At 66.7% G+C, this 12,916-nt stretch carries 13 protein-coding genes; 7 read left to right on the top strand and 6 right to left on the bottom strand.

Features of this window, described 5'->3' with window-relative positions; all coding sequences use genetic code 11:
- Positions 1-9: 9 nt before the first annotated feature.
- Complete coding sequence (locus EWE75_RS07940) at positions 10-1,407, bottom strand: helix-turn-helix domain-containing protein (RefSeq protein ID WP_130156318.1); 1,398 nt, start codon at positions 1,405-1,407, stop codon at positions 10-12.
- 121 nt (positions 1,408-1,528) lie between these two features.
- On the opposite strand from EWE75_RS07940, the gene EWE75_RS07935 reads away from it, so the two are divergent.
- The 3 genes from EWE75_RS07935 to EWE75_RS07930 all read left to right on the top strand — a co-directional run bounded on the left by EWE75_RS07935 (position 1,529) and on the right by EWE75_RS07930 (position 5,493).
- Entirely contained in the window at positions 1,529-3,124 is a 1,596-nt protein-coding gene (locus EWE75_RS07935; protein WP_130156201.1) for an isocitrate lyase, read from the top strand.
- A gap of 114 nt (positions 3,125-3,238) precedes the next feature.
- A complete protein-coding gene (locus tag EWE75_RS24935; RefSeq protein ID WP_165388300.1) occupies positions 3,239-3,412 on the top strand; it encodes a hypothetical protein in 174 nt (57 codons plus the stop codon).
- On the top strand, positions 3,412-5,493 hold the full coding sequence (locus EWE75_RS07930; protein ID WP_206364716.1) for a malate synthase G: 2,082 nt from the start codon (positions 3,412-3,414) through the stop codon (positions 5,491-5,493). The genes EWE75_RS24935 and EWE75_RS07930 overlap by 1 nt, the downstream gene beginning before the upstream one ends.
- Before the next feature lie 113 nt (positions 5,494-5,606).
- Here EWE75_RS07930 and EWE75_RS07925 read toward each other — a convergent pair whose 3' ends face one another.
- Both EWE75_RS07925 and EWE75_RS07920 read right to left on the bottom strand, forming a co-directional pair.
- Positions 5,607-6,437 carry an IclR family transcriptional regulator gene (locus EWE75_RS07925; protein WP_231708273.1) on the bottom strand — a complete coding sequence of 277 codons (831 nt, stop codon included), beginning with the start codon at positions 6,435-6,437 and terminating at the stop codon, positions 5,607-5,609.
- A 296-nt stretch (positions 6,438-6,733) separates the two neighbouring features.
- Positions 6,734-7,063 (bottom strand): hypothetical protein, encoded by a 330-nt coding sequence (locus EWE75_RS07920; RefSeq protein ID WP_130156199.1) that lies wholly within the window; start codon positions 7,061-7,063, stop codon positions 6,734-6,736.
- Positions 7,064-7,154: 91 nt separating this feature from the next.
- On the opposite strand from EWE75_RS07920, the gene EWE75_RS07915 reads away from it, so the two are divergent.
- Positions 7,155-7,412, top strand: coding sequence for a hypothetical protein (locus EWE75_RS07915; RefSeq protein WP_427915775.1), 258 nt, complete (start codon positions 7,155-7,157; stop codon positions 7,410-7,412).
- Positions 7,413-7,428: 16 nt separating this feature from the next.
- Here the strand turns inward: EWE75_RS07915 and thrS are convergent, their stop codons facing one another.
- Both thrS and EWE75_RS07905 read right to left on the bottom strand, forming a co-directional pair.
- Positions 7,429-9,429: a threonine--tRNA ligase gene (thrS, locus tag EWE75_RS07910; protein WP_130156195.1), complete on the bottom strand. Its 2,001-nt coding sequence runs from the start codon at positions 9,427-9,429 to the stop codon at positions 7,429-7,431.
- A 90-nt stretch (positions 9,430-9,519) separates the two neighbouring features.
- Positions 9,520-10,338: an LD-carboxypeptidase gene (locus EWE75_RS07905; RefSeq protein WP_130156193.1), complete on the bottom strand. Its 819-nt coding sequence runs from the start codon at positions 10,336-10,338 to the stop codon at positions 9,520-9,522.
- A 144-nt stretch (positions 10,339-10,482) separates the two neighbouring features.
- Between EWE75_RS07905 and EWE75_RS07900 the strand changes: the two genes are divergently transcribed.
- The 3 genes from EWE75_RS07900 to EWE75_RS07890 all read left to right on the top strand — a co-directional run bounded on the left by EWE75_RS07900 (position 10,483) and on the right by EWE75_RS07890 (position 12,635).
- Positions 10,483-11,898: a glutamate ligase domain-containing protein gene (locus EWE75_RS07900; protein WP_130156191.1), complete on the top strand. Its 1,416-nt coding sequence runs from the start codon at positions 10,483-10,485 to the stop codon at positions 11,896-11,898.
- A 22-nt stretch (positions 11,899-11,920) separates the two neighbouring features.
- On the top strand, positions 11,921-12,175 hold the full coding sequence (locus EWE75_RS07895) for a DUF6356 family protein (protein ID WP_130156189.1): 255 nt from the start codon (positions 11,921-11,923) through the stop codon (positions 12,173-12,175).
- 94 nt (positions 12,176-12,269) lie between these two features.
- Positions 12,270-12,635, top strand: coding sequence for a hypothetical protein (locus EWE75_RS07890; protein ID WP_130156187.1), 366 nt, complete (start codon positions 12,270-12,272; stop codon positions 12,633-12,635).
- 3 nt (positions 12,636-12,638) lie between these two features.
- Here EWE75_RS07890 and EWE75_RS07885 read toward each other — a convergent pair whose 3' ends face one another.
- Positions 12,639-12,842 (bottom strand): hypothetical protein, encoded by a 204-nt coding sequence (locus EWE75_RS07885; protein ID WP_130156185.1) that lies wholly within the window; start codon positions 12,840-12,842, stop codon positions 12,639-12,641.
- Positions 12,843-12,916 lie beyond the last annotated feature (74 nt).

Here is a 12,916-nt window from a genome sequence, read left to right as displayed (position 1 = left end):
GGAAGACTCTCAGATCGCCCTGAAGGGATAGGGTACTCGCGCTTTATACATCGGGTTGAGGTCGAGCGATCGCGTGATCGGTGGTAGCGAGCGATCCGTGCAATCCGCCCGCTCGCAAAGGTGGCAGGCAGGTCCGATCCGCGTCACGCCGGCGGCACCGTCGCCATAACCGATCCGGCGGGCGTGCTTGGCTTCGCAGCCCAGCACGATCATCGCGGGTTCGCGCCCCTCGTCGCGCAGAACCGCGCGTGCCCAGGTCAGATAGGATGCGCCGTCGGGCATCTCGACCCGGTCGGTGACGGTTTCGCCAAGCCGGCGGAAGGCGCGGTGGATGCGCCAGCGCGGGCAGCCGCCACCGAACCGCGCGAGGGGCATCGCATCGCCGGAGAAGCGCTTGGCGACATTGCCGGCGACGTCGAGCTTGAGCAGGAACAGCGGCACGCCGCGCGCGCCCGGCCGGTCGAGCGTGGTCAGCCGATGCGCGGCCTGCTCATACGAAACCCCGAACCGCGCCATCAGCAGGTCCAGATCGTAGCGGCTCGCCTCGGCTGCGCCGTGGAAGCGGCCATAGGGCATCACGATCGCCGCTGCGGCATAATTGGCGAGCGCCTGTTGCGCCAGCACGCGGGTTTCGGCGTCCGGTGCATCGGCGGCGGTCGTCGCGGCGGCGAGCGGACCGGAAAGCTCCTCGATCGCGAGCCGGGTCGCGATCTCGAACAGCCGGCCCGACGCCGGCAGCGCCTCGGCGAGCATCAGGCGGCGGCGGTGATAGTCGTAATGCCGCACCGCATCGGTCAGCACCTCGCGCCCGACGATCCGTACCGTGACGCCATGCTCTTCGCGTAGCCGCCGTACCATCGCCTCGCGCAGCGCATCGGGATCGTCGCCGAGCGTGCCGGAAAGCGCTTCCGCCGCCGCATCTAGGTCCGCGAAGTGGTTGCGGCGGGCGTCGAGCCAGTCGCGCAGCCAGGCGAGCGGCGATGCTACGCGAGTGCCGGCGAGCCCCGCCGACTCGACTCGGTCGGGCACCTGCCGCAAATCGGCGAGCGCGCGGTACAGACGAGTCACCGCCTCGGCGACGCCGGGATAATTCTCCGCGACTTCGAGCACTTCCTGCCGGGGCACGCCGATATCGCGTACCAGCGCGTCGGCGAAAATCTCGTGCAGATCGCTCGACGACGCCTCGTTCGCCGCCGCGACGAAGCCGCGCATGTCGATGTCATAGGTGTCGGCGAGGCGCAGCAGCATCTGCGCGGTGAACGGCCGCTGGTTGCGTTCGAGATGGTTGAGATAGCTTGGTGACACACCGAGTTCCTCGGCCATCTGCGTCTGGTTGAGGCCGAGTTCGCGGCGCAGCAGCCGCAAGCGCGGGCCGAGATACAGTTTGCGGTCGCCTGCCAGTGCCATGAGCGTGTCTGTCATGATATGACAAACAGTTCAAGTCACGTCTTGTCTGGCTGTCACTCTGCGTCCTTCAACGCACCCGTCGCGCATGTCATGCCACCGCCAACAACCCGCGAGGACGCTCATGACCTATCAAAGCCTTATCACCGAAACCCGCAGCATCATCGCCGCCAACGGCCCAAGCTGGGACGGCATTTCGGGCGAGGCGGTGGCGCGGATGCAGTTCCAGAACCGCTTCCAGACCGGGCTGGATATCGCGCGCTACACCGCGCGGATCATGCGCAGCGACATGGCCGCCTATGATGCCGATCCGGCGCGCTACACCCAGTCGCTCGGATGCTGGCACGGCTTCATCGGCCAGCAGAAGCTCATCGCGATCAAGAAGCATTTCGGCTCGACGCGGGGCAAGTATCTGTATCTGTCAGGCTGGATGGTCGCCGCGCTGCGCTCCGATTTCGGCCCACTGCCCGATCAGTCGATGCACGAGAAGACCAGCGTCCCGGCGCTGATCGAGGAACTCTACACCTTCCTCAAGCAAGCCGACGCGCGCGAACTGGGGTTGCTGTTCCACGATCTCGACGCAGCGCGGGACGCTGGCGATGCGGTGAAAGCCGCCGGGATCACCGCGAAGATCGACGGCTTCCAGACGCATGTCGTGCCGATCATCGCCGATATCGACGCGGGCTTCGGCAATGCGGAAGCAACGTATCTGCTCGCGCGGAAAATGATCGAGGCGGGCGCCTGCGCGCTTCAGATCGAGAACCAGGTCTCCGACGAGAAGCAGTGCGGCCACCAGGACGGCAAGGTCACGGTGCCGCACGAGGATTTTCTCGCCAAGATTCGCGCCTGCCGTTACGCCTTCCTCGAACTCGGCGTCCCGGACGGCATCATCGTCGCGCGCACCGATTCACTCGGCGCCGGCCTCACCAAGCAGATCGCCTTCTCAAAGGAGGCCGGCGATATCGGCGACCAGTATAACGCGTTCCTCGATTGCGAGGAGGTGACCGATATCACGAGCCTGCGCGGCGACGTGGTGATCGAACGTGACGGCAAGCTGATGCGGCCCAAGCGGCTCGCGTCGAACCTGTTCCAGTTCAGGGCCGGAACCGGCGCCGATCGCTGCGTGCTCGATTGCATCACCAGCCTGCAGAACGGCGCCGACCTGCTGTGGATCGAGACCGAGAAGCCGCACATCGAGCAGATCGCATCGATGGTGGATCGCATCCGCGAGGTCGTGCCCGATGCCAAGCTGGTCTACAACAACTCGCCGTCGTTCAACTGGACGCTGAACTTCCGCCAGCAGGTGTATGACACTTGGGTTGAACAGGGCCGTGACGTTTCCGCTTACGAGCGCGCCGCGCTGATGAGCGTGATCTACGATGGCACCGATCTCGCCCAGGAGGCCGACGAGCGAATCCGCACCTTCCAGAAGGATGCGAGCGCGCGGGCGGGCATCTTCCACCACCTCATCACGCTGCCGACCTATCACACCGCCGCGCTCTCGACGGACAATCTCGCCAAGGAGTATTTCGGCGCGGCGGGGATGCTCGGCTATGTCGCGGGGGTCCAGCGCAAGGAAATCCGCGAGGGGATCGCCTGCGTCCGGCACCAGAACATGTCCGGCTCGGACATCGGCGACGATCACAAGGAATATTTCGCGGGCGAGGCGGCGCTGAAGGCCGGCGGCGCACACAATACGATGAACCAGTTCGCGGCGTGAAGCGCACGGCGGCAGCCAAGCTGCCACCGAGACGCACACGCCCGGCCGGCGGCGGCAAAGCCGCCGTCCGACGACGCGGCTTAGCCGCGTCGCGCCTCACACAGGAGAAGAGACATGACCACCGAAACCACCACTCCCGCACCGGCCCGCGCCCGCGCCATCTTCTCGACCGAGGATTTCCAGTTGCTCAAGACGGCGGTGATGACGCACCTGCAGCGCCCAGAGGTTCAGGACAGCGCGGAGTCGGTCAAATACAGCAATCTCTACCATCGGCTCGGGCGGCTCTGATGTTGGCGCAGATGTGGGATCGCGCCGGTCTGGCGGTCGATCCGCGCCTTGCCCGCTTCATCGAGGACGAGGTTCTTCCCGGCACCGAGATCGCGGCCGATGCGTTCTGGCAGGGTGCTGCGGAGATCTTCGCGCGCTTCACGCCTGAGAACCGCGCCTTGCTGGTCGCGCGCGACGAACTTCAGGCGGCGATCGATGCGCGCTACGATGCCGGCGCGCCGGCGGACGAAGCTTTCCTGCGCTCGATCGGTTATCTCCGCGCCGAGCCGGCGCCGTTCACGATCGCGCCCGGCCCGGTCGATGCGGAACTGACGATGGCCGGGCCGCAACTGGTTGTGCCGGTCCTCAACGCGCGCTTCCTGCTCAACGCCGCCAATGCGCGCTGGGGCAGCCTGTACGATGCGCTCTACGGCACCGACGCGATCGGCGAAATCCCGGAACCCGGCGCGTATGACACGGTGCGCGGCGCGGCGGTGATCGCCTGGGCGAAGGCTTTGCTCGACGATGCCGTGCCGCTCGCGGACGGCACATGGGCCGACTGGCGCGGGGGCGTGCCGGTCCTCGCCGATCCGGGCCAGTTCGTCGGCCGCCGCGACGAAACCCTGCTGCTGCGCCACAACGGCCTGCATATCGAGGTGGTGGTCGACCGCAGCCATCCGATCGGCGCGAGCGATCCGGCGGGGATCGCCGACATCGTGCTCGAATCCGCGCTCACCACGATCTGCGATTTCGAGGATTCGATCGCGGCAGTCGATGCCGAGGACAAGGTCGCCGCCTATGCCAATTGGCTCGGCCTGATGCGGGGTGATCTCACCGCGAGCTTCGCCAAGGGCGACCGCACCGTCACGCGCCGCCTCGCCGACGATCGCCGCTACACCACGCCCGACGGTGGCGAGATCGTTCTGCCGGGCCGCAGCCTGCTGTTCGTCCGCAACGTCGGCCATTTGATGACCACGCCGGCGCTGCGCCTGCGCGACGGTGGCGAGGCGCCCGAAGGCATTCTCGACGCGATCGTCACGTCGCTGATCGCGCTGCATGATCTGAACGGCGCGCGCGCCAACAGCCGGGCGGGGTCGATCTACATCGTCAAGCCCAAGATGCACGGCACCGACGAAGCCGCCTTCACCAACCGGCTGTTCGACGCGGTCGAGGATCTGCTCGCCTTGCCGCGCCACACCATCAAGGTCGGCGTGATGGACGAAGAGCGCCGCACCAGCGCGAACCTCGCCGCGTGCATCCATGCGGTGAAGGACCGGATCGTGTTCATCAACACCGGCTTCCTCGATCGTACCGGCGACGAAATCCACACTGCGATGCATGCCGGCCCGATGGTGCGCAAGGGCGAGATGAAGGCGGCCGACTGGATCAAGGCCTATGAGCATCGCAACGTCCAGATCGGCCTCGCCTGTGGCTTCGCGGGCCGTGCGCAGATCGGCAAGGGCATGTGGGCCGCGCCCGATCGCATGGCCGACATGTTGCGCGACAAGATCGCGCATCCGCTGAGCGGCGCGAACACCGCCTGGGTGCCGAGCCCGACCGCCGCCACGCTCCACGCGACGCACTATCACCGCGTCGATGTCGCCGCGCGGCAGGCGGACCGCACCACCGAACCCGTCGCCGCGCTGGCGGCGCTGCTCACCCCGCCGGTCGCGATCGGGCGCAATTGGCGCCCCGACGAGATTCGCGAGGAACTCGACAACAATGCGCAGGGCATTCTCGGCTATGTCGTGCGCTGGGTCGATCAGGGCGTCGGCTGCTCGAAGGTGCCCGACATCCACGACATCGGCCTGATGGAAGACCGCGCGACGCTCCGCATCTCGGCGCAGCACATGGCCAATTGGCTGCTCCACGGCGTCGCCACGTCCGACGATGTCGATGGCGCGCTCAACCGCATGGCGGCCAAGGTCGATGTTCAAAACGCGGGCGACCCGCTCTACACGTCGCTGATCCGCGACGGCCAGCCTTCCGCGCCGTTCCTGGCGGCACGAGAGCTGATTCTGGAGGGGGCGGCGCAGCCGAACGGCTATACCGAGCCGCTCCTGCACATCTGGCGAACCCGCGTGAAGGGGGCAGCATCATAGCCCTCTCGATATCGGTCGCTTGCTGCACGCGATTGCGTCCCCGTCTTTCGACGTTCGGCCCGCGTCGGTCGGCTCGACGCTTGGCATCGGCGCGACCCGAAAGAGCGTCGCTCTCAATGTGAGGCGGCTGGCGCCTCATGCGGATAATAGCCGAGCTGCCTGGAAATCTCCTGTGCCGCAGCAAGCAAAATCGCGCGGGCTTCCTCAATGGACACAAGTTGCGAGCCATCGATCAGCTCAAGATACGGGATTGTCAGAGCGGCAAGGAACTCGCCGTCGAAGCCGATCACCGGGCAGCCAATGTCGGTGACGCCGCGCGTGATCGGACTGGTACGGGTATAAAAGCCATCGCGGCGTATCTCTTCCAGCCGCTTGAGCAAAGCGGCGCGGCCGATAGGCGCCGGAGCCGTCAATTCGGCACGATCCAGCATCCGCTCCGCGACAGAAGGCGCGGAGAACGCCAGGATAATGCCCCCGGAACAGCTCCGTGTGAGTTCGATTGATGCGCCGACGCGGAGGGCGAAGCCGCGAATGCCGGGATTTTCCTCACGGGCAATCACCAGCCCCTCGCCAATTTTGGGCACGACGAGGTGGCATGACTGCCCTGTCGCCAGCGCGAGCCGCTGCATCTCAGGCTGCGCCGCCTGGACGAGACTCCGAGCGGGCGTGGCGCGATAGGCGACATCGAGGAATTTGTAGGTAACCGAATACCGATCATCGGTCGCCGATTTTTGCAGGTAACCGGCATCTTCCATGACCACGATAATGCGGAACAACTCGCCAAGCGATCGGCCCAGTGCCACTGCGATCTCGCTTGCCAGCAGCCCCCGGGGTTCGTCCGCGAGCAACTCGATGATCATGAACGCCTTGTCGAGCGCCGGGGCTGCATATTGCCGCTTCCGTGCCTTGCCACCTGTCGTCATTCCAGATCCGTTCTTCAGCATACCGCACCGTTGCCCAAGGCAGCGGCAGGTTGACATAGCGACCCCACCGGGAATGTCCGGCTTTCGCATGATTGACAAGCTCAGGATATTGTACGCGCAGCTATGCCTTGTGGGTCTTCGTTATGGTAAAAGGGGGCATTGCCTGCACGCACCACTGGCCGCCATTCTGCCGGAGACTTCCACATCGACCTCGCCGAGCAGGGCAAATTTACCTCCCGATCGCGACCGACCGCACCTCGAAATCGCCTTCATTGCCTCGCTGGACTCCCAAGGGGCGGACGTTCCTCCAGCCTATGTCAAAGCTGCCAATCGTCCCGTTCGTCGTGGGAGCGCCCGGATTGCTGCCGGGCGACGTCCTCTTCACCCGCCATCGCGGGATGCTCGGCGAAATCTTCGTTGAGCGCTTCGTCGATCATCGCGCGCCAGACGTCGGTCGCGACCTCGGCATGGATTGCGGGGTCGTCGCCCGGAACGACTTCGGCACCGGCCTCAGCCATACCCGCGCCGGGCTCGCGCATGGCTTTCAAGAGCGTCATCGCCGCATCGCGCGCGCCCTCGGCACTTCCCGTTGCCGAGGTGAGGTCTTGAAGCGTCCGCGTAACGCGCTGAAGCATGGTTTCGGTCATGTCGGCGGTTTAGCATGGGCGCGGGTGGCGCCAAACAGGGCGATCGAAAAAGAGATCCTCACGCGGCGTCGACCGGCGTATCCAACGCATCATGCCAAAGAAGCGCTACCTCACCGCGACGATGCCCGACGGCTATGTGAAGACGATCGGGCCGACGGCCACGCCGTTCACGCATTATTGGCGGATCGTCGCGGAGCTCGAAAACGGCCGGACCGAGGTGTTCTGGGGGCACGCCAAGTCGCTCCGGGAAGCGACCGGCAAGCGTGCCGCGACGAAGGAGGCGGCGGCGCAGCGCGGCTGGCGCAGCTACCGGTTCGAGATCGCCGAGCTGACCGAGACGATGGGCTGAACCCCACCTCCCGCCATCACCGCAGATCGGGCGGGGTCGCCTCCGCCGTCAGCCGGGCGATCACGTCGTCGAGCCTGAGCACCTCCTGCTTGGCGCCTTCGCCGAGCGGGCGCAGTGCGACGGTGCCTTCCTCGGCCTCGCGCTTGCCGACCACCAGCAGGTTGGGCACCTTCGCGAGCGAGTGTTCGCGCACCTTGTAGTTGATCTTCTCGTTGCGCAGATCGGTTTCGACGCGCAGCCCCGCCGCCTTGAGCTTCGCCGCGACCTCGGCGGCATAGCCGTCCGCGTCCGAGACGATCGTCGCCACCACCGCCTGCACCGGCGCGAGCCAGAGCGGGAAGCGGCCGGCGTGGTGTTCGATCAGGATGCCGATGAAGCGCTCGAACGTGCCGAGGATCGCGCGGTGGAGCATCACCGGGCGATGCCGCTCGCCGTCGTCACCGACATAGCTCGCGTCGAGCCGTTCGGGCAGCACTCGGTCGGACTGGATCGTGCCGACCTGCCAGGTCCGCCCGATCGCGTCAGTGAGGTGGAATTCGAGCTTGGGGGCATAGAACGCGCCTTCGCCCGGCAGTTCCTCGAACTTGGCCTTGATCGCTTCGCTCAGGTCGGATTGCAGCACCGCCTCGCGGAGTTCCTGCTCGGCCTTGTCCCACATCGCATCGTCGCCGAAGCGCTTGTCAGGGCGCAGCGCCAGCTTGACTGCATAATCCTCGAACCCGAGATCGCGGTACGCGCTGTCGAGCAGCTCGCAGAAGCTGCGCACTTCGGCGATCAACTGGTCCTCGCGCACGAAGATATGCGCGTCGTCCTGGGTGAACTGGCGCACGCGCATGATGCCGTGGAGCGCGCCGTGCGGCTCGTTGCGATGGCAGCAGCCGAATTCGGCCATGCGGATCGGCAGGTCGCGGTAGGATTTGATGCCCTGGCGGAAGATCAGCACATGCGCCGGGCAGTTCATCGGCTTGAGCGCCATCAGATCGGCCTTGCCGGAGAGGATCGGCCCCTCTTCCTCAGCGTTGGGGATTTCGTCCGGCACCACGAACATGTTCTCGCGGTACTTGCCCCAATGGCCCGACTGCTCCCACTGGCGCGCGTCCATCAACTGCGGCGTCTTGACCTCGGCATAGCCGGCGGCGTCGAGCCGGCGGCGCATGTACGCCTCCAGCGCGCGCCACAGCACGAAGCCCTTGGGGTGCCAGAACACCGAGCCTTGCGCTTCGCTCTGGAGGTGGAACAGGTCCATGTCCTGGCCGATGCGGCGATGGTCGCGCTTGGCGGCTTCCTCCAGCCGCGTGAGATGCTCGGCGAGCTGCTTCTTGTTGAGCCAGCCGGTGCCGTAGATGCGGCTCAGCATCGCGTTGTTCTGGTCGCCGCGCCAATATGCGCCCGAGACCCGCGTCAGCTTGAACGCATCGGGATCGAGCTTGCCGGTCGAGGCGAGGTGGGGGCCGCGGCACATGTCGAGCCAGTCGCCGCCCGACCAATAGACCGTCAGCGGCTCGTCACCCGGGAGCTCGGCGGCCCATTCGGCCTTGAAGGTTTCGCCCTGCTCACGCCAGCGCGCGATCAGCGCCTCGCGCTCCCACACTTCGCGCTTGAGCGGCTTGTCGGCGCGGATGATGGCGCGCATGGCCTCTTCGATCGCGGGCAGGTCTTCCTCCGTGAAGGGCCGGTCCTTGGGCGCAAAGTCATAATAGAAGCCGTCATCGGTCGATGGACCGAAGGTGATCTGCGTGCCGGGGAAAAGCTGCTGCACGGCTTCGGCGAGGATATGCGCGTAATCGTGGCGCGCCAGTTCGAGCGCATCGGCCTCGTCGCGGGTCGTCACCAGCGCAAGCTGCGAATCCTGCTCGAACGGGCGCGTGATGTCGCGCAGCTCGCCATCGACGCGCGCGCCGATCGCCGCCTTGGCGAGACCCGGCCCGATCGCCGCAGCGATGTCCGCCGGGGTAGTCCCCGGGGCTACCTCACGGACGGAACCGTCGGGCAGCGTGATGCGGAACATTTCGGACATGCAGGGTTCGCTTGGTCTAGGGATAGGAACGCGCCGCTTATGCGGGCTTGGGCTATATAGGCAAGGTTTAGCGGACTCGCCATCTACGCGTCAGGCGACGCCGAACGGCACCACCTTGTTCTGGGCATCATGCGCGATGTCGGCGCGGCCGAGATAGGGCACGCCCATCTCGCCGCACCAGCGCGCGATCATCTGCTCGGGCGTCTCGCCGAATTCGGGCACATTGGGCTGCACATCGGTGATTCGGCCGAGCCTTACGCCGGCGATGCCCTTCAACTGAGTCGCATGCGCCATCTGCGAGAGCATGCGGTCGATCCGGTAGAGCGGTTCGGAGACTTCCTCGATCATCAGCACATGGTCGGTGAGGTCGGGCAGCCAGGGTGTGCCGATCAGCGCGTTCAGGATCGAGAGGTTGAAGGCGGCGGCGGGGCGTCCGTCGAGGCTCGGTTCGAGGCCGGCGCGGTCGCCGCGCACCAGCCAGGCGAGCGAGCGCATCACGTCATGCGCCTGGTCATCCTTGCGGCTGACCTCGGACGGCATCGAGCCGTGCGCGGGGCGTCCGATCCGCCGGGCGTAAAGCGCGGCGAGGAGGAAGCCCATGTCCGAATAGCCGAGATACTGTTTGTGCGCCGCCGCCGGGCCGAGCTGCGGCATGACCGCGTGGAGGATGCGGTTTGAGCCGTAGCCACCGCGCGCGAACCAGATCGCGTCGAACGCGGGATCGTTGGCGAAGTCGAGGAAGGCGGCGGCGCGCACCGCGTCGCTGCCGGCGAAATGGCCGTCCTCGAGGAAGCATTGCGGGTGGAAGACGATCTCGACCTCGGGAAAGGTGATCGCCGCGAGCGCCTTCAGGCGGGGTTCGACGATCGGATCGATCGGGCGCGCGGGGGCGCAGACTGCAATTTTCATGGTGCTACCCGCATCGTGATTCCCAAAACCTCCGTTCGCCCCGAGCGAAGTCGAGGGGCAAGCGCGGCGCATGGTGTCTCGACTGCGCTCGACACGAACGGTCGAGGTTGCTCCGGCTTACGAAAGCCTCGATAGCGTGGCGCCATGCAATCCGCCAATGCGAACCCAACCAAGCCCTACTTCTTCGTCGGTATCGGCGGCAGCGGGATGATGCCGCTCGCGATGATCCTCGCCGGGCGCGGGGCGCGCGTGTCGGGGTCGGACCGTGCGCTCGATCAGGCACGGCTGCCTGCCAAGTTCGCGGCACTCGGCGCGCTCGGCATCGATCTGTTCGCGCAGGACGGCAGCGGCATCACCTCGGCAGACCAGATCGTCATCGCCTCGGCGGCGATCGAATCGACCGTGGCGGATATCGTCGCGGCGGACACGGTCGGCGCGCAGCGGCTGAGCCGCGCGCAATTGCTCGCCGAGCTGTTCAACGCGAGTGCGCTACCGATCGGCGTCGCCGGCACCAGCGGCAAATCGACCGTCACCGGCATGATCGGCTGGATTCTGCAGGCGACCGGGCGCGAACCGACGGTGATGAACGGCGCGGTGATGAAGAATTTCGTCGCACCGCAAGCCCCGTTCGCGAGCGCGTTGGTCGGTGGTGGTGACGCGTTCGTCAGCGAGGTCGATGAGAGCGACGGCTCGATCGCCTTGTACCGCCCCCGAATCGCGGTGCTCAACAACGTCAGCCTTGATCACAAGTCACTCGAGGAGTTGCGCACGTTGTTCGGCGATTTCGCGCGCGGCGCCGAGACGGTGATCCTCAACATCGGCGATGCCGAGACGGCGGCGCTGGCCAAATCGCTCGCCAAGCCGCCGGTTACCTTTGCGGTGGAAGGCGTCGCCGATCTCGTTGCGGAGAATCTGGCGCCCGAGCCGTTCGCCTGTTCGTTCGATCTGGTCGCGGGCGGCGTGCGCCATCCGGTGCGGCTGGCGGTGCCGGGGCGACACAACGTTTCGAACGCGCTCGCCGCGATCGGCGCGGCGCGCGCGGCGGGGGTGCCGCTCGCCGAGGCGATCGAGGCGATCGAGGGATTCGTCGGGCTCAAGCGCCGCTTCGAGCTGGTCGGCGAAGCCGGCGGCGTGTCGGTGATCGACGATTTCGGGCACAATCCCGACAAGATCGCCGCGACGCTCGACACGCTCCATGCGTTTCCGGGGCGGTTGCTGGTGCTGTTCCAGCCGCATGGCTACGGCCCGCTCAAGGTAATGCGGCACGAGCTGGTCGCGATGTTTCGCGAGAAACTGGCGCCGGACGATCTGCTCGTACTGCCCGACCCGGTCTATCAGGGCGGCACGGTGACTCGCGCGGTGACGAGCGCCGACCTGATCGCCGATATCGGCGGGCGGGCGCGTCACATCGCTGACCGCGCCGATGCCGCCGCCGCGCTGGTGGCGGAGGCGCGCGCGGGCGACCGCATCGTCGTGATGGGCGCGCGCGACGACACGCTGAGCCAGCTCGCCGCCGACATGCTGACACACATTGCCCGCAAGGATATTTCTCTCGCCTGAGGGGGAGATCAAGGAGACCGCCATGTTCCGCCGCCTGTTCCTCGACCACCCGGCCTCCGTCGGCGAGAGCTATGGCGAGCATTTCGGCGTGGCGACTCGGTTCGGCGTGCGGATGATCGCCGGTGGGCTGGCCGCTTTGGTCCACGGCATCCTCCCGTGCGCCTTCAAGACCACCGGCAGCCGCACGATCGCCCGCCTCAACCGCGAGATCGCCGAGAAGCGCGCGGCGGCCGCAGCGGCGACCGAGCAGGTGAAGACCGTGGAATACATCATCTAAACATCTCAACAGAGCTGGGTGCGAGAGGCGAATTTCGGCACGCGACTCGCGCTCGGGGCTTGCGTCGCGCCGCAACGCGTGGCTTGGGGCGCGGATGGCAAAGTCCGCAACCGATCTGATGCAGGATATCCTCGTCGCGACGACGCTCGATGCGTTCATGGCGCTCAAAAAGGCGTCGGGCGGGCTGCCCAACGCGCTGGTGCGCGATCTGGGCGCGGTCCATGCCAACACCACGCTCGCCGATCTGCCGGCTGAGGTTCAGGCGGCGATCACCGCCAGCGTGCGCGACGCGTTCTCGCGGCTGCTCAAGGAAGGCTATACCGTCGCGCCGAGCCGGGGCGTACCGCCGCCACCCGCGCCGCGCAGCCCGACGCCGCCGCCGCGCTCGCGCGCCAAATCCGGGCCGCCCACCGTCGAGACGCGCCGCCCGCGCGCGCCGGTCAAGCCGAAGGCGCGCTGAGCGTCACTTGCCGTTAATGACGTTGGCGAGGATGGCGAGATCGTCGCCGTTAACGCTGGCGCCGGTCGCGTCGGTTTCGGTCGTCGCATTGGCCGCGACTGCCGGCTTGCCGGGCGACACGCCGACGAACTCGGCTGCGCTCCACAGGATGCCGCCGGCCCAGAGCAGGGCGGCCCAGCGGCTGCGGAAGAGTTTGGCGTAAGGCATGGCGCAGCCATAGCGGCGAGGGGTCAACCGATCCTTAATGGTTCGCGCAGAGGCGCAGAGGACGCAGAGAAGGC

Origin of the sequence: Sphingomonas populi (assembly GCF_004208535.1) — a bacterium.
Taxonomy (GTDB): domain Bacteria; phylum Pseudomonadota; class Alphaproteobacteria; order Sphingomonadales; family Sphingomonadaceae; genus Sphingomonas; species Sphingomonas populi.
This window is presented reverse-complemented; position numbering and strand designations above follow the sequence as displayed.

Coding starts and splice junctions, on each gene's coding strand:
- EWE75_RS07885 (WP_130156185.1), bottom strand. CDS start 12,842: ATGCCTTACGCCAAACTCTTCCGCAGCCGCTGGGCCGCCCTGCTCTGG.
- EWE75_RS07925 (WP_231708273.1), bottom strand. CDS start 6,437: ATGCTGAAGAACGGATCTGGAATGACGACAGGTGGCAAGGCACGGAAG.
- thrS (WP_130156195.1), bottom strand. CDS start 9,429: ATGTCCGAAATGTTCCGCATCACGCTGCCCGACGGTTCCGTCCGTGAG.
- EWE75_RS07935 (WP_130156201.1), top strand. CDS start 1,529: ATGACCTATCAAAGCCTTATCACCGAAACCCGCAGCATCATCGCCGCC.
- EWE75_RS07915 (WP_427915775.1), top strand. CDS start 7,155: ATGCCAAAGAAGCGCTACCTCACCGCGACGATGCCCGACGGCTATGTG.
- EWE75_RS07930 (WP_206364716.1), top strand. CDS start 3,412: ATGTTGGCGCAGATGTGGGATCGCGCCGGTCTGGCGGTCGATCCGCGC.
- EWE75_RS24935 (WP_165388300.1), top strand. CDS start 3,239: ATGACCACCGAAACCACCACTCCCGCACCGGCCCGCGCCCGCGCCATC.
- EWE75_RS07940 (WP_130156318.1), bottom strand. CDS start 1,407: ATGGCACTGGCAGGCGACCGCAAACTGTATCTCGGCCCGCGCTTGCGG.
- EWE75_RS07890 (WP_130156187.1), top strand. CDS start 12,270: ATGGCAAAGTCCGCAACCGATCTGATGCAGGATATCCTCGTCGCGACG.
- EWE75_RS07895 (WP_130156189.1), top strand. CDS start 11,921: ATGTTCCGCCGCCTGTTCCTCGACCACCCGGCCTCCGTCGGCGAGAGC.
- EWE75_RS07920 (WP_130156199.1), bottom strand. CDS start 7,063: ATGACCGAAACCATGCTTCAGCGCGTTACGCGGACGCTTCAAGACCTC.
- EWE75_RS07905 (WP_130156193.1), bottom strand. CDS start 10,338: ATGAAAATTGCAGTCTGCGCCCCCGCGCGCCCGATCGATCCGATCGTC.
- EWE75_RS07900 (WP_130156191.1), top strand. CDS start 10,483: ATGCAATCCGCCAATGCGAACCCAACCAAGCCCTACTTCTTCGTCGGT.